Annotated in this window: 15 protein-coding genes and 1 tRNA gene; 8 read left to right on the top strand and 8 right to left on the bottom strand. The window is 62.5% G+C overall.

Going from position 1 to position 14,304, the window contains the following annotated elements:
- Positions 1-23: 23 nt before the first annotated feature.
- The 3 genes from IAG41_RS15020 to IAG41_RS15010 all read right to left on the bottom strand — a co-directional run bounded on the left by IAG41_RS15020 (position 24) and on the right by IAG41_RS15010 (position 4,740).
- A complete protein-coding gene (locus IAG41_RS15020) occupies positions 24-2,984 on the bottom strand; it encodes a TonB-dependent receptor (RefSeq protein WP_187729460.1) in 2,961 nt (986 codons plus the stop codon).
- A 243-nt stretch (positions 2,985-3,227) separates the two neighbouring features.
- On the bottom strand, positions 3,228-3,980 hold the full coding sequence (locus IAG41_RS15015; protein WP_187729459.1) for a FadR/GntR family transcriptional regulator: 753 nt from the start codon (positions 3,978-3,980) through the stop codon (positions 3,228-3,230).
- A gap of 559 nt (positions 3,981-4,539) precedes the next feature.
- Entirely contained in the window at positions 4,540-4,740 is a 201-nt protein-coding gene (locus IAG41_RS15010; RefSeq protein WP_187729458.1) for a hypothetical protein, read from the bottom strand.
- Between the two features lie 333 nt (positions 4,741-5,073).
- Between IAG41_RS15010 and IAG41_RS15005 the strand changes: the two genes are divergently transcribed.
- The 3 genes from IAG41_RS15005 to IAG41_RS14995 all read left to right on the top strand — a co-directional run bounded on the left by IAG41_RS15005 (position 5,074) and on the right by IAG41_RS14995 (position 6,903).
- On the top strand, positions 5,074-6,078 hold the full coding sequence (locus IAG41_RS15005; protein WP_187729457.1) for a GSU2403 family nucleotidyltransferase fold protein: 1,005 nt from the start codon (positions 5,074-5,076) through the stop codon (positions 6,076-6,078).
- 266 nt (positions 6,079-6,344) lie between these two features.
- Complete coding sequence (locus tag IAG41_RS15000) at positions 6,345-6,485, top strand: hypothetical protein (RefSeq protein ID WP_187729456.1); 141 nt, start codon at positions 6,345-6,347, stop codon at positions 6,483-6,485.
- Between the two features lie 40 nt (positions 6,486-6,525).
- Entirely contained in the window at positions 6,526-6,903 is a 378-nt protein-coding gene (locus tag IAG41_RS14995) for a hypothetical protein (RefSeq protein ID WP_187729455.1), read from the top strand.
- 830 nt (positions 6,904-7,733) lie between these two features.
- Here the strand turns inward: IAG41_RS14995 and IAG41_RS14990 are convergent.
- Positions 7,734-7,809: transfer RNA gene (locus tag IAG41_RS14990), tRNA-Ala, on the bottom strand.
- An 83-nt stretch (positions 7,810-7,892) separates the two neighbouring features.
- Positions 7,893-8,216 carry a TIGR02300 family protein gene (locus IAG41_RS14985; protein ID WP_187729454.1) on the bottom strand — a complete coding sequence of 108 codons (324 nt, stop codon included), beginning with the start codon at positions 8,214-8,216 and terminating at the stop codon, positions 7,893-7,895.
- 100 nt (positions 8,217-8,316) lie between these two features.
- Between IAG41_RS14985 and aroA the strand changes: the two genes are divergently transcribed.
- Genes aroA through cmk form a run of 3 tightly spaced genes read left to right on the top strand, consistent with a single transcriptional unit; the run spans position 8,317 to position 10,573 of the window.
- Entirely contained in the window at positions 8,317-9,642 is a 1,326-nt protein-coding gene (aroA, locus tag IAG41_RS14980; RefSeq protein ID WP_187729453.1) for a 3-phosphoshikimate 1-carboxyvinyltransferase, read from the top strand.
- Positions 9,643-9,695: 53 nt separating this feature from the next.
- Positions 9,696-9,944, top strand: a complete 249-nt coding sequence (locus tag IAG41_RS14975) for a CBU_0592 family membrane protein (RefSeq protein WP_187729452.1) — start codon at positions 9,696-9,698, stop codon at positions 9,942-9,944.
- A complete protein-coding gene (gene cmk, locus IAG41_RS14970; RefSeq protein ID WP_187729451.1) occupies positions 9,941-10,573 on the top strand; it encodes a (d)CMP kinase in 633 nt (210 codons plus the stop codon). Before IAG41_RS14975 ends, cmk begins: the two co-directional genes overlap by 4 nt.
- Before the next feature lie 10 nt (positions 10,574-10,583).
- Here cmk and IAG41_RS14965 read toward each other — a convergent pair whose 3' ends face one another.
- From IAG41_RS14965 to IAG41_RS14955, 3 genes are all read right to left on the bottom strand, one after another.
- Positions 10,584-11,444, bottom strand: a complete 861-nt coding sequence (locus tag IAG41_RS14965) for an alpha/beta fold hydrolase (RefSeq protein ID WP_187729450.1) — start codon at positions 11,442-11,444, stop codon at positions 10,584-10,586.
- 71 nt (positions 11,445-11,515) lie between these two features.
- A complete protein-coding gene (locus IAG41_RS14960) occupies positions 11,516-11,983 on the bottom strand; it encodes a DUF1348 family protein (RefSeq protein WP_222950715.1) in 468 nt (155 codons plus the stop codon).
- A 2-nt stretch (positions 11,984-11,985) separates the two neighbouring features.
- The gene (locus tag IAG41_RS14955) at positions 11,986-12,612 is read right to left on the bottom strand and encodes a pyridoxamine 5'-phosphate oxidase family protein (RefSeq protein WP_187729448.1); all 627 of its coding nucleotides are present in this window, start codon (positions 12,610-12,612) and stop codon (positions 11,986-11,988) included.
- Between the two features lie 121 nt (positions 12,613-12,733).
- On the opposite strand from IAG41_RS14955, the gene IAG41_RS14950 reads away from it, so the two are divergent.
- A complete protein-coding gene (locus IAG41_RS14950) occupies positions 12,734-13,639 on the top strand; it encodes a LysR family transcriptional regulator (protein WP_187729447.1) in 906 nt (301 codons plus the stop codon).
- Positions 13,640-13,923: 284 nt separating this feature from the next.
- Positions 13,924-14,169, top strand: a complete 246-nt coding sequence (locus IAG41_RS14945; protein ID WP_187729446.1) for a hypothetical protein — start codon at positions 13,924-13,926, stop codon at positions 14,167-14,169.
- Positions 14,170-14,304 lie beyond the last annotated feature (135 nt).

Below are 14,304 nucleotides of genomic sequence, written 5' to 3'. Positions count from 1 at the left end.
TGCCCGCGAGCAGCGCCATCCGGTCAGAACCTGATGGTTGCGCCGAAGAAATAGGTCGCACCGTAATAGCTCGCCTCCTTGAAGCTGCCCGGCACCGGCATGTCCTGATAGCGCGGCGTATCGGTGATGTTGGTGCCCTGCAGCTCGAGGCTCAGATTCTTGTTCACGCGATATCGCAGCGCAATGTCCCAGGTGCCCTCGTCGCGAACGACGCGGTTCTGGGCGGGATCGCCGACGAATTGCTGGTAATAGGCCGAGCGGAACTTGTAGATCGCCGAGGCCTCGAAGCCCTTGTACTGGAAATAGGGCGACAGGGTAAGGACGTTCTTCGACAGGCCGAAGATGCCGACCGGATCGGCAAGCGCGGAATAGACCTTGCCTGTACCAAGATCGACCTGCTCGCCCAAACGGAGGTCCTGCTGCTTGAAATTGCTGGCGGCGTGCGCCCAGCTTCCCCGGAAGCCCAGACCGCTAAGCGCGCCCGGCAGGAAGGATGCGCGATAGCTCGCCGCGACCTCGAAGCCATTGATCCAGTTCGACTTGTCGCTCGACTGCAGCACGTTGACCGGGACGGTGAAAGTCTGGCCGCCAACCGTATAGGTCTCGTCCTGCAGGACGTTGACGAACGCGCCCTGGAAATCCTTGTGGAACAGCCGAACCGAAAAGACCGAATCCTTGTTGAGATAATATTCGAGCGACAGGTCGTAGTTCCACGACATCAAGGGATTGGTGCGCGGGTTGCCCGCGGCGGTGATCGAGGAGATCGCCGACCGCACATCGGGAAACGAAGTCTGCGACGCGTCGAGCGCGAATGTCCGACCATTGGCGAGGCTCGCCGGGTCCGGCTTGGTCATCGAGCGCGAAAACGCGGCCCGTGCGCGGAATTTCGACGTGACGTCGAACGACAGGTTCAGGCTCGGGAGCCAGCGATTATAGTGGTACTTGTCGACGAGATCGACGAACTGGCCGTTCGACACAAGGCGGATCGTGCCGTTGCCGTTGTTGACCACATCGAACCCGCCGCGCAGCCCGCGAGAGGTGACGTCGGTCGAGACATAGCGCAGGCCGACATTGCCGCTGAATGGCACGCCGCCCAGATCGCCACCGAAATTCGTCATCGCATAGCCGGCCCAGGTCTGCTCACGGACATTACGGTTGGCGATCGAGCGGGTGTCGCTGCTCGCGCCGGGATCGTCGGTTCCAAGGAAGTTCTGGAACAGGCAGCGCGCATCGAAGCTCGCCCAGGACGTGATCGTGTTGGTCTCGTCGGAAGACAGGAAGTCGTCCTGCTGGAACGGCTCGCGGCAGGCGCGGTTTGCCGCGGCCATCTGCGCCAGCGAAATGGTGTAGGTCCCCGGTGCGCCGTTGAACGAAGACGGCGTCGCTCCGACGTTGAAATTAAATTCCTTGCGATCCTGTTCTATGCTGCGGAAGCGCATGTTCGACCAGCGTCCGCCGAAGGCAAGCGACCGCAGGAAGCCGTCGAACTTCCAATTGCCGTCGAGGCGGATCATGTCGTTGTCGTGCCAGCGGATCTGCGCGTCACGGCGCAGGCGCGCCGCCGCGCTGAAATTGTCGGGATCGGTCGGGTCGAACGCCGGATTGAGCGCCAGCGCCTGGGTGCCGTCCGGATAGTTGATGAAGTCGTAGGTGATGCGCCCGCCGGTTGAACCGGTCGTGACACCCGGCACGACCGCGCCATCGATATCGGTCGCATTGGTGCGCAGCCGCACCGAGCGATCCATGCGTTCGCGTCGGGTGCGAGACAGCGCGCCGTCAGCGGTCAGCGTAAAGCGTTCGCTGACCGGAATGATAACATTCAGCCCGCCGCCGCGATAGGTTTCGTCCTGGACCCGGTAGGTCGGCGTCACCTCGCCATAGCTGTTGCCGCTATAGGAATCGAGGATGTGGTCGGATCCGAACACCAGGTTGGTCATGCCGCGGGTGGTCTCGGACAGGTTGAAGATCTGGCGATCCTCGTTGAACTTATAGTCCGAGATCTGGACGTCGAAATTCACCTCGACCCCCGAGGTCGACCGCCATTGTAGGTCACCGATCCATGCCAGGCGCTTGTCGCCGGTCTTGAACTGAATGTTGTTCCGGCTCGTCGTCGCGAAATAATAAGGCGTGCCGGCGGGGACCGCTGTCGTACCGTAGTTTTGCGGCGTCACCGACGTGCAGGTTTGCGACGCCGTGTAGGCGACATCGCCGCGGCAGGCATTCCAGGTCGAGCCGCCGCCAAGCAGCTCCTCCGGCTCGTTGGCGCGCTGATATTGCACGCCGAGCACGATGCCGAACTCGCCCGCCGACCCAAGATCGAACTGGTCGACATAGCTGCCGGTCAGGCGGTAGCCGAGGCCCGCGGGGTCGTTGAGCTTATGGTCGTAGCCCGTGAGAATGCCGCGCCCGCTCAGCTGGATCTGGCGCTTGTTGCGGTCGAGCGGCTTCAGCGTACGCGAGTCGATCGTGCCCGACGTGCCGCCCTCGATCAGATCGGCGCGCTGGGTCTTGTTGACGGCGACGGTATTGATGAGCTCGGATGGAAACAGATAGAAATTGACCGAACGCTTGCCGTTGCCGGTCGTGGTCTCACGGCCATTGACGTTGACGTTCGACAGGAACGGCCCGAGCCCGCCAATCGCGATTTCCGATGCCGCTCCCTTCTCGCGGTGGGTGGTCGCGCCGGGAATGGTCGCGATGGCGTCGCCTAGATTGGTCGCGGGCAGCCCGTCGATGTCCGATGCGGATAGCGAATCGGAGATGATCGTCTCATTGCGCTTGTTTGCAATCGATCCCTGAATCGACGCGCGTACGCCGGTTACGACGATCTCCCCTGACTGGGGCGGGCTCTCCGGCGCCTGCTCCTCGGCCGGCGCGCTTTCGGCTGGCGCGGCCGCGGTCTGCGCATGCGCGACGGCGCCCGGTGACACGGCCGCCAGAAAGGCCAAACTCGCGCGGCTCAGCAAATTGGATGATCCCCTCACGCATTCCCTCCACATCGGTAACGACCTTTTGGTCTGTCCGGTGGTATGTCAACTGGACTGGAATTTATGTCAACCCCACAAACTCAATTGGTCAACCAATTTTCGGGAGGGTGCAGAGGCTATCGCTCGCAATCGCCGCGCGTCGCTCTGATCACGCGTGCATCAACAGTTTGAAATTAGCGTCCAGGCGCGCTTCGCCAACATCTACGACGTACGTTCCCAGCCTACAGCACGATAAGGAATTCAGATGTGTGTAGCTTGCAGGAACCGTTGACGGTCCTCGCCCAGCGAGCGCCGCAATTCGGCGAGCGCGGCGTCTTCGCGGGCCACCAGCATCGTCTCGAAAAGGCGATGGAAGTGGTCGCGCATCGCGATACGCGCCGCCGTCGAGTCGCGCCGCTTGAGCGCCTCGAAGATGGTGCGATGTTCGGCCGCGCGCGATGTCGCGTTCGCATCGCACACACCGGCATAAACCTCGCGCACGCGCGGTAACTCGCTACGCATACGCCACAACTGAATGACGAGAAATTCGACGGCCGGATTCGCAGTCGCCTTTGCGATCGTGAGATGGAAAGCCTGGTCGAGATCTTCCGACGACTTGGACTTGCCGGCGTCTTCCTCAGCCATACCGTTGATCAGGCGCTCGAGTTCGGAAATTTCGGCGTCCGATATGTTTACGGCAGCAAGCGCCGCGGCCTCTGCTTCAATCACGGACCGTGCGGTCGTCAGTTCAAAGGCCGACACGTCCGGCAGCGGCCGCCCGCCTACCGAACGATCCTTGCGCACATAGACGCCGGAACCCGTCTTGACGACAATGTAGCCTTGCGCCTCAAGCGCTATTTCGGCCTCACGGATGGTAACACGGCTGACGTCGAATTCTTCCGCCAGCTCGCGTTCGCCAGGTAGGCGCGTTCCGGCAGGATATTCGCCGCCGGCGATCCTATCGATAATTGCCTGCGCAATCCCCTGATACAAACGCGTCTTGCCGGGTTCCATCGAGTACCTCCAGCGCAGATAATGACCGTTTTTTCGTATGGAGGTCAAGGTGGCATGAAAAAATGGTCAACCAATTGAGCGACTATGCCATGGCGAATTCGCTCGGATTAAAGATGTCGTCAACGAACTTACTGAAAGATTGAAATTACCCACCCCCGACGAGAATGCCGGGCACGAAGGAGGCGTCGTGGCCCGTCGGCTACCCGACGGAAACGACCCGAACATTGGCTTCAACGCCCAGACCGAAATCTATGAGAATCTCGTCAAGGCCTGCGTCATCGATCCCACATTGGTGGTCCGATCTGCGCTTCAGGACACAGCATCGGTTGCCAGCTGTGCTCACCACGGAAGTCGCGATCGTCGATTTTTCGGACAACTCACCGAACGCGGCGGTTGCCGGCGGCTTTTGGCTCATGCATGCCCCCAGTCGGGGAGGTCCCATGTCGGAAAAAAGCCGCGCTTTGGCAGTGCGCTCGATCCTTTCGCCTCCTTCGGACTAGTTCTGACCTTGCGACGAAGCCGGGGCCGGTCCGGCCCCCGTTAGGGCAAGCCCGCATTGCTATCTCCTTGGCGTCACCCAGACCGAGACCGGCACCACGACCTTGCCCGGCGCAGGCTTGCCAATATCCACGCGATCGGCGGTGACAAGTTCGCCGCTTTCGAGCGTGAACGAAGCCCAGGGCTTGGGCATGCGGCCGAAGCGCATCTTCTGGATTGGCTGGCCGGTGACGGAATTCATGATGGTGGCAATGACTGGCATCGGCTGCCGATAGCCAGCCGGTCCACATACTGTCCAGCCATGCCATCTGGCGCCGGCCTCTTTTGCAGAAAGCTGACCAGCACCCCCTATTCTGGGGCCCTCGACGCCTATTTGAGGCCCGATTGCCGCAGCGGATCTAGCCCCGGCGCTTTGGGATTCTTATCGCCGGAAAACTCCAAGTCTCAGCGGCGTAGCTGCAATCGGGGTATTATCCCACATTTCTATATTCTCGAATAATTGTGGAACAACACTGATTCGAAGAGGATATGGTCTATTGAACGACGTGGCGTTATCCCACATATATTGTTTTCGAAAACATGTGGGATAATGTTTGTGGACGCGATAACGCTATTCTCCGACGAGCAGCTTCGCACCCTCGTCAATCTGCGCCAACGCTACGAGGTATGGATCGCGGCCGAGCGGGCGCTGGCAGGGCTTCCCTATGACCTCCGGCGCAAGGAGGTGAAGGGCCATGCCTATCTCTACCAGATCTTCGACCGGGGCGGGAACGGCAAGAGCCTGGGGCCATGGTCCGACGAACTTGCCGCGCGGCTCAAGACCTACCGGGCAGCGAAAGCGGACGCGCAAGCCCGCCGCGACGCAAGCCGAGGGCCACTTGATGAGACGGCGCGGCTGGCGCGCGCGCTGCGCCTGCCGATGATCGCGAGCGAGGCGGGCCCGATCCTGCGCGAAGCCGACCGACGCGGGCTGCTCGACGGGGCCTTGCTGGTTGTCGGCACCAACGCGGTCGCGGCCTATTCGATCGCGGCGAACGCATTGATTCGCGATCTCCCCGACGAAACCGCCGATTTCGACCTCGCCTGGATCGAGACCGAAGCCAGGCACGACGAGCAGGTGCTGTGGCAGTTGCTCAAGGCGGTGGATTCCACTTTCACCGTCAATACCGAGCGAACTTTCCAGGCTCGCAACGCCAAGGCCTATGAAGTGGAGGTGCTGGTCGCCCCTTCGCGTGCCGACACCATGGCGCGCACCGACCGTCCGCGTCCGGTTCCGCTTCCGGAGCAGGAATGGCTGCTGGCGGGCACGCCCGTGGATCAGGTCCTTACCTGCCGCGACGGCAGCCCTGCGCGGATCGTAGCGCCCGATCCGAGATGGTTCGCGCTGCAGAAGCTCTGGATGTCGGAGCAGTCCAAGCGCAACGGGCTCAAGCGCGGCAAGGATTTGAAGCAAGGGATGCTGCTGCTTGACGCCGTTGCGCTCGCTATGCCGCATTATCCGCTCGACGAGGCGTTCGAACGCACGCTCCCCGGCGAACTCGCGCCGCATTTTCTACGCTGGGCGGAGCAGCGGCCCAAAGCCGCACCGCCATCCTGGTGAGCGCCCCCTGTTTGATCCGCCAACGCGTTCGCGAGCCAGGCGCTGCGCGACTCGATCCCGGCAAGCGCTCCAGTGAAGGTCCGAGCACAGCGGGCCGGATCCCGGCCGGCCATTATTCGCCATTGTCATGGCTGTACCGCCCATGACGGCCGCACATCACAAAGCCGCCCGGCGACATGATCCCTCCACTCGGCCGCTCCTCGCTCCTCGCCGTGGAACAGGCGGCGCTAGTAGTGGTTGGTCGTGGCATCAGCTGGAGAGGCCCGATGATCGACGAACAGAGCTATTTCCAACATCGGGCCCGCGAAGAACGCGCTCGGGCCGCCGACTGCAGAAATTCGGTGATCGCATCCACGTTCAGGCGACGCGCCGAGGAGTTTCAGCGGCGTGCCAACGCGTTGCTCTAGTTCGATCTTTTCCGCGCGGCGCAGGCACCGAACCAAGCTTGTGTCCGGCCGGGTTGTTGGCGGCCAGCCATCCGATCCTCGCGCATCCGCCACTGGATCGAAAGGGCGTGCGGACACCGCCGAGGCGGAGTGCCGCGCCGGCCTGTACGACCAGGGACTGGAGAATTCGCGCGCCGCGTTGGTGATTGCCCGCGCGGCACCGGGATCCGACCGCACCAAGGTATCCGAACTGGTCGGCGATCCGGCATGGGGCGCAAATCTCGATCTCGCGCTCGCCAGGGTGGAACTCGCCAAGGGCGACAAGTCTGGCGCACGCACGCATCTAGCTGCGGCGCGCAACGGCTTCGCCGATCATGCCGATCCCTTTCAGAAGCAGCTCCTCGAGCAGCTTTCGAAGGCGTTGGCGGGCGCTACCTGATCCTGTTCGACCTCGGACATCCCCGCGTGGAGAGTAGCCCCGCAGCGCTCCAATGCCCGGCGCGCGACCGCGCACAGGAGTTGAAAAATGCCTCTTGGCGCAGTCGCGCCATCGAGAAGCGCGAATGAGGTCAGGACCGGGGTTCGGCCTCGGGTCGCTGACTCGGCGGTTGCATTCCTCTTGGACCCTCCAGTCCTTGCGGCTCGACGGCGCGCGGCGTTGCGCGCATCTCCGGCCCCGGATCCTGCGCCACGCTCTCCAGCAGGAGGCCAAACCTTCTTAGTGTCATAGTTCGGCAATGGCATGGTCCGGGGGAGCTGCGAACGCTTAATGGCGCAGTTACCTGACCGGGCGTTGCGTATGTCCGCCGAACCGCGCCCATGGGTCTCACCGGACATCGTCGTCGCGGATCCGGGCTCTGCCTCAGTTTCGGGCCACATGCGCTGTTTAAGCTTTAAATCCCATTCCTCTCCAGCAGCATCTGCTATCCAAGGCCGCGCCGTTCAGGCGTAATTTCTCGTCCGGCGATGCCTAAAGCCGTCCGTCGGCTACTCGGTGCAAAATCTGGAAATTGGCCGGCCCGAGATCCCCCGCGCCGAGATAGATAGCAGAAGGGCTCGGCGCCATTGACGAGCCTTTCCGAGCACTCCCTCAGATGCCGAGATTCGAACGATCGTCCTTCGCTTCAATGGGCACGCAGCATGCGAAAAACAGTTCGCTGACGCTCGCCCAGGACCGTCAAAAGCCGATATTTTGTGGCGGCACGATTGGTGGAACGATCTACGTCCCGCCAAAATTCCGAAGCGATCTCAATTGCTTAGGAGGGGAAATGGTGGAGCCGAGGGGGATCGAACCCCTGACCTCTGCAATGCCATTGCAGCGCTCTCCCAGCTGAGCTACGGCCCCATTCCCCGGGAAGGCAGGCCCATTAGAAGGGCCTCGCGGGTTTGGCAAGGACGGTTTTTCACGTCCTCGCCAATCCGGTTCACTTATTGCTCGTCGTCGTCGCCGCCGGTCTCGACGCCCAGGTCGTCGTCGCCGCCCAGATCGACATCATCGTCGGGCGACGGCTCTTCGTCGTCGGCACCGATGTCCAGATCTTCATCCCCCAGATCCGCATCTTCCGTCTCGGGCTTGGCGGCGTCGGGCTTGACCGCTTCGAACGGAAGCGGCTGCTTGGATTTCAGAATCGGTTCCGGCTCCCAGGAGAAGGAGCAGTTAATGCAAGTGACGGGCTCGTCCTTGGTAAGATCGTAGAAACGCGTCCCGCACTTCGGACACGCGCGCTTGGTGCCCCATTCCGGCTTCACCATGTGTTGCCTCTTGCCTTTCGAATATCTTGATTTCGGGTGTGACCCGTCAAAGTGGGGCGCGCCTTGCCATGGCGCAAGGCGGCTGTCAAAGCCGCGGGCAATGTCGCACGCAGTTCCCCGCCCCCTCACCCTCTCCGCCCGTGGTCCGCTCAGAGGCACCGTCACCGTCCCCGGCGACAAGTCGATCAGTCATCGCGCGCTGATGTTCTCGGCGCTCGCGGTGGGCGAAAGCCGCATCGAGGGGCTGCTCGAGGGCGAGGACGTGCTCGCCACCGCCGCCGCGATGCGGGCAATGGGGGCACAGGTCGAGCGCGGCGCGGATGGCGTTTGGCGCGTCCACGGCGTCGGCGTCGGCGGGCTGCTCCAGCCCATCCAGGCACTCGACATGGGCAATTCGGGCACGTCGACTCGCCTGCTGATGGGCCTGGTCGCGAGCCATCCGATCACCGCCACCTTCATCGGCGACACCTCGCTCTCGGGTCGCCCGATGGGCCGCGTGATCGATCCCCTGTCGAAGATGGGTGCGGACTTCACCGCGAGCCCCGGCGGCAAGCTGCCATTGATGCTGCGCGGGCTCTGCCCGGCGATCCCGATCGAATATGTGCTGCCTGTCGCCTCCGCGCAGGTGAAATCGGCGGTGCTGCTCGCCGGGCTCAACACGCCCGGCATCACGCGCATTATCGAGCCGGTGCCGACACGCGATCACAGCGAGCGGATGCTGCGCGGCTTTGGTGCCGAATTGACGGTCGAAGACGGGCCGAACGGCAAGATCATCTCGATCACCGGCGAAGCCGAGCTCAAGCCCCAGCATATCATCGTCCCCGGCGATCCCTCGTCCGCCGGCTTCTGGATGGTCGCCGCATCGATCGTTCCCGGTTCGGAAGTGACGATTGCCAATGTTTGCATGAACCCTACGCGCACCGGACTGATCCAGGCGCTCAAAATGATGGGCGCCGACATAACCGAGGCTCAGCCGCGCGTTGTGGGCGGCGAGCCCGTCGCCGACCTGATCGTCCGCCACGCGCCGCTCAGGGCGATCGAAGTCCCGGCCGAACTCGCCCCCAGCATGATCGACGAATATCCGATCCTGTTCGTTGCCGCCGCGCTGGCCGAGGGCCGCACCGTGGCACGTGGGGCGCACGAGTTGCGCGTCAAGGAATCGGACCGGATCGCGACGATGCGCACCGCGCTTGAAGCGATTGGCGTCACGACCGAGGAATATGAGGACGGGCTGGCGATCCAGGGCTCGGGCGGCCAGCCGCTGCGCGGCAATGGAGCGATCGCCTCGAAGCTCGATCACCGCATCGCGATGAGCATGGCGGTGGCCGGCCTGGCCGCGTCGGGGCCGATCACGATCGACGATGTCGCGCCGGTCGCAACCAGCTATCCCGATTTCTTCGCCACGCTGGACAATCTGCTGGGCTGACCGCCTCGGCCGTTGCTAGACCGTCTGGCGCACTCAGGGACCGGCAACACCGCATGACTTCGTCGCTCATCGCAAATATCGCCGGCTTCGCAGGGATCTTCGTCATCGCCGGCGCCTATCTTTATCTCAGCTATCGCCCGGTTCGACCCAACCGACTGTATTTCTCGCTTAACATTGCCGGATCAGTGCTGCTGGCAATTTCGCTCTCCATCGAGGTCAATGTGCCATCGCTGTCGTTGCAGATATTCTGGATTGCCGTCTCACTCCTCGGCCTGTTCCGCCTGCGCGGGAAGCCGGCATGATCATCGCCGTCGACGGCCCCGCCGCATCGGGCAAGGGCACGATCGCCCGGGCGCTCGCCAGGCACTACAAGCTTCCGCATCTCGATACCGGCCTGCTCTACCGCGCCGTTGCCGCCACCGTGCTGCGCGAGGCGCAGGATCCCGAGAAGGAAGCAGACGCGGTCTCCGCGAGCAGCTTCGAGGATCGCCTGCTCGACGATCCCTGGCTGCGCAGCGACGAGGTCGGCAAGACCGCCTCGATCGTATCGGCCCACCCGCTGGTCCGCGCCGCTCTGCTCAATCGCCAGAAGAAGTTCGCGCACCAGCCCGGCGGCGCCGTGCTCGACGGCCGCGATATCGGCACGGTGATCGCGCCCGACGCGGACGTGAAGCTGTTCGTCAAGGCGACGCCGATGATCCGCGCCCAGCGTCGCCACCTCGAGCTGCGCAAGAACGACATCGCCACCAGCCTCGACAAAGTGCTGGCCGATATCCGCGCCCGCGATGAGCGCGATTCGAAGCGCAGCGAGGCGCCGATGGCCCAGGCTCCCGACGCCGCGCTGCTCGACACGAGCTTCCTGTCGATCGACGCCGCCATCCAGCGGGCGATCGCGTTGGTGGAAGCCAAAGTGAAGGCAGGCGCGGCGTAAGGCGGCCGATTCAGTCGCCGGATTTTAGGAAGCCCGCGATGGCGTCGGCGATTTCGGGGGCATGCGTCTCCAGCGCGAAATGGCCGGTATCGAGGAAGCGCACCTCGGCATTCGGTAAGTCGCGCTTATAGGCTTCGGCGCCCGGCGGGAGGAAGAACGGATCGTTCCTGCCCCAGATCGCCAGAAGCGGCGGCTGATGCTCGCGGAAATAGGCCTGAAAGGCGGGATAGAGCGCGACGTTGCTCGCATAGTCGAGGAACAGGTCGAGCTGGATTTCATCCACCCCGGGGCGCTCCAGATAGTACACATCGAGCGCAATCCCGTCGGGCGAAACCGCAGCGGCGTCTTCCACGCCATGCTCATACTGCCAGCGAATCGATTCAGGCGTGAGCATTTCGCGCAACGCCTGGCGATTGGCCGCGTTCGGCTCGCGCCAATAGCGCTCGATCGGATTCCACCCGGCGCTCAACCCCTCCGCATAGGCGTTGCCGTTCTGCGAGATGATCGCGGTGACGCGCTCGGGGTGCGCGAGCGCCACGCGGAATCCGGTCGGCGCACCATAATCGAAGACGTAGATCGCGTAACGAGGGAGCCCGATCACTTCGGTGAAGCGGCCGATCACCTTGGCGAGATTGTCGAAGCTGTAGGTGAACTGGCCGCGCGGCAGCAGCGCAGTACGACCGAACCCTGGCAGATCGGGCGCGACCAGGTGGAAGCGATCGGCAAGCAGCGGGATCAGCTCGCGAAACATGTGGCTCGACGTCGGAAAGCCGTGGAGCAGCAGGATGGTCGGGTTCGCGGGATCTCCCGCCTCCCGGTAGAAGACTTCGTGACCGTCGACATTGGCGGTGCGGTAGGTGGCATTCGACATGACGTGCTCCTTCACTTCCGGACGGGAGGTCGTCCGGCGGGTTGCAATTCGGCGGTCGTGAGCAGCAAGGCCTAGAATCCCAGGTCGCTCAATCCGGGGTGATCGTCGGGCCGGCGGCCGAGCGGCCAATGGAAGCGTCGATCAGCCTCGGCTATCGGCGCGTCGTTGATGCTGGCGATGCGAAGCCGCATCAGGCCGTGTTCATCAAATTCCCAATTCTCATTGCCATAGGACCGGAACCACTGCCCGGCGGCGTCGCGGCATTCATAGGCAAAGCGCACGGCGATCCGATTGTCGCGGAATGCCCAGAGCTCCTTGATCAGCCGATAGTCGAGTTCGCGGCTCCATTTGCTGGTCAGCAAGGCCTCGATCGCCTCCCTGCCCTGGATGAACTCGGTACGGTTCCGCCACCGGCTGTCCACCGTATAGGCAAGCGCCACGCGCTCGGGATCGCGGCTGTTCCAACCATCTTCGGCCAGCCGCACCCTCTGGAGCGCGGTCGCTTCGGTGAAGGGCGGCAGCGGCAGGCGTTCTTCCATCGTCATTCCCCCGTAGCGGACAGTTCGGCGCGCAGCTTCGCATTTTCAGATTCGAGCAGCGCCAGGCGCTTGCGCAGCGGCTGTACGGCCGCATCGATCTCCGCCTCGGTGAAACGCGGCGTGATGTGCTGCGGGCAATTCCAGTCGAAACTTTCGAGCCGGAGGCGCAGCACCCGCTCGAGCTTCGCCTTGTACTCCGGGACGGTGACCAAAGCGGCGAGTTCGGGATCGTCCTCCAGCGCCACCATTTCGACATGGGCAAAGATCTTGAGCCGCGCCCGGCGCGCGTAATCCATCAGGATCAGCGAGACCCGGTCGTCCGCAGCCAGATTGCCCAGGCTGATATATTGCCGGTTGCCGCGATAATCGGCGAAGGCGAGCGTCCGGTCGTCGATCACCTTCAGAAAGCCGCGCGGACCACCCCGATGCTGGACATAGGGCCAGCCGCTTTCCGACACCGTCGCCATGTAGAAGCTGTCTCGATCGGCGATGAACGCCCGTTCGTTCGCCGTGAAGCGGTCGAATTCGCGATGGCCCTTGAAGCCGGACCACATCGCGTCGCTTCCCATTGCCTTCTGCACCGCCAGCACGCTTGGCGTGACGGCGATGTCGAGAAAACCGTAAGCCATGGCCCATCTCCTGCGAGCACGCCGCCTCATTCGACCTGTCGCCTCCACATGTATCTCTTTTCGATTTCCAGGATAATCAGCTAATATCGGAAATCATCCTTCCGAATTATGGAAAGATCACATGGACCGGTTCGAGGCGATGTCGATGCTGCTGGCGGTGGTCGAGAAGGGGAGCCTTTCGGCTGCCGGACGCGCGCTGCGCGTGCCGTTACCCACGCTCAGCCGCAAGATAACCGATCTCGAGGCGCTGCTCGGCACCCGGCTGCTGATCCGCACTACCCGCAAGCTGACCCTTACCGATGCCGGCCTCGCCTATGTCGCAGCGGCCCGGCGCATCCTCGAGCAGCTCGACGATGCAGAGCGCGAGGCTGCCGGCGAGTTCACGACGCCCAAGGGAGACCTCGTCATCACTGCGCCCATCCTGTTCGGCCGGCTGCACGTGCTGCCCGTGGTCACCGATTTTCTCGCCGATTTTCCGGAGATCAACGTCCGGCTGATTCTGTCCGATCGCAATGTCGATCTGGTCGGCGACCATGTCGATATGGCGGTGCGCATCGGCGCCCTGCCCGACAGTTCGATGGTCGCGACGCGGGTGGGATCGATGCGCAGCGTGGTCTGCGGCGCGCCCGCGCTACTCGCGCGCCACGGAACACCCGTGACACCCGATGATATCGCCCGGTTTCCATGCGTCAGTATCGATACCTTCCTTTCGGCCACCGTCTGGCAGATGCGCGTGCCCGGCGCGAAGTCGCTCGCGGAGGTGCCGATCCGCCCGCGTCTGCTCGTCTCGACCGCGGAAGCCGCTGCCCAGGCGGCCGTGATGGGCGTAGGCCTGACGCAACTGTTCCAGTACCAGGTGGCCGACGCGGTCGCCGCGGGAGATCTCAGGATCCTGCTGGCCGACTATGAAGTCGATCCGGCGCCGATCAATCTGATCCACGCAAGCCGTGGTCAACTGCCGCTCAAGATGCGGCGCTTCCTCGATTTCGCGGCGCCCAGGCTAAGGGAACGCTCGGTGCTGACGTGAAGGATATCCTGGAATAGCCGGGGCGGTGGATGGTCCACGCAAACACGTGTCTAGACAATGCGATAGCGACCATTGTGGCGCAAGTCAGATAATATTTAGCCGGATCAAACCTCTAAAGATCCGATATGGTTGAATTATTGCAAATACCCCCACAAATAGCGCAACCGACGAAATATATTGTCGTGTGGCAGGTAAGTTTGTGTTATTAAGCATTATCGTCATTGCCAACGGCCCGCTGACGCCTGAGAGACATTGGAGAGCTCCCGCCCTTTTTAGGGATTCCGATGCTCTATTATCGTCTATACTTCATGGATCCTCAAACCGATCACATTGACCGCTTTGCCGAGATCAATGCGCCCGACGATCAACATGCATTGGCGCATGCGAAGGCACACGAGGGATGGCAGCCCCTCGAATTATGGTGCGGCTCCCGAAAGATCATGCGGCTGGAGACGGGTGAGAATAAAGTAGCTGCGGAGGGCTCGAATGTGGAGATCCCGACCTCGACACGATCTTCCCACTACGGATGAGATGAATTGCATATTATTCGAGAATACATCTCAGAATATTCTCTAATATAATATGCACACTATCGAATTGTAATACTTCGGTGGTGTTTGGTAAGTTACTTGGGTAAATTATGATAAATCCGCGTAGATCAATAT

Source organism: Sphingomonas sp. JC676, from assembly GCF_014489075.1.
Lineage (GTDB): Bacteria > Pseudomonadota > Alphaproteobacteria > Sphingomonadales > Sphingomonadaceae > Sphingomonas.
The sequence above is the reverse complement of the archived record's forward strand: the minus strand, read 5'-3'. Positions and strand labels throughout refer to the sequence as shown.

Excerpts from the sequence above, each read along its gene's own strand:
- IAG41_RS15015 (WP_187729459.1), bottom strand. The coding sequence starts at position 3,980 with ATGGAACCCGGCAAGACGCGTTTGTATCAGGGGATTGCGCAGGCAATT.
- IAG41_RS15010 (WP_187729458.1), bottom strand. The coding sequence starts at position 4,740 with ATGCCAGTCATTGCCACCATCATGAATTCCGTCACCGGCCAGCCAATC.
- IAG41_RS15000 (WP_187729456.1), top strand. The coding sequence starts at position 6,345 with ATGATCGACGAACAGAGCTATTTCCAACATCGGGCCCGCGAAGAACGC.
- IAG41_RS14985 (WP_187729454.1), bottom strand. The coding sequence starts at position 8,216 with ATGGTGAAGCCGGAATGGGGCACCAAGCGCGCGTGTCCGAAGTGCGGG.
- aroA (WP_187729453.1), top strand. The coding sequence starts at position 8,317 with ATGTCGCACGCAGTTCCCCGCCCCCTCACCCTCTCCGCCCGTGGTCCG.
- IAG41_RS14975 (WP_187729452.1), top strand. The coding sequence starts at position 9,696 with ATGACTTCGTCGCTCATCGCAAATATCGCCGGCTTCGCAGGGATCTTC.
- cmk (WP_187729451.1), top strand. The coding sequence starts at position 9,941 with ATGATCATCGCCGTCGACGGCCCCGCCGCATCGGGCAAGGGCACGATC.
- IAG41_RS14965 (WP_187729450.1), bottom strand. The coding sequence starts at position 11,444 with ATGTCGAATGCCACCTACCGCACCGCCAATGTCGACGGTCACGAAGTC.
- IAG41_RS14960 (WP_222950715.1), bottom strand. The coding sequence starts at position 11,983 with ATGGAAGAACGCCTGCCGCTGCCGCCCTTCACCGAAGCGACCGCGCTC.
- IAG41_RS14955 (WP_187729448.1), bottom strand. The coding sequence starts at position 12,612 with ATGGCTTACGGTTTTCTCGACATCGCCGTCACGCCAAGCGTGCTGGCG.
- IAG41_RS14950 (WP_187729447.1), top strand. The coding sequence starts at position 12,734 with ATGGACCGGTTCGAGGCGATGTCGATGCTGCTGGCGGTGGTCGAGAAG.
- IAG41_RS14945 (WP_187729446.1), top strand. The coding sequence starts at position 13,924 with ATGCTCTATTATCGTCTATACTTCATGGATCCTCAAACCGATCACATT.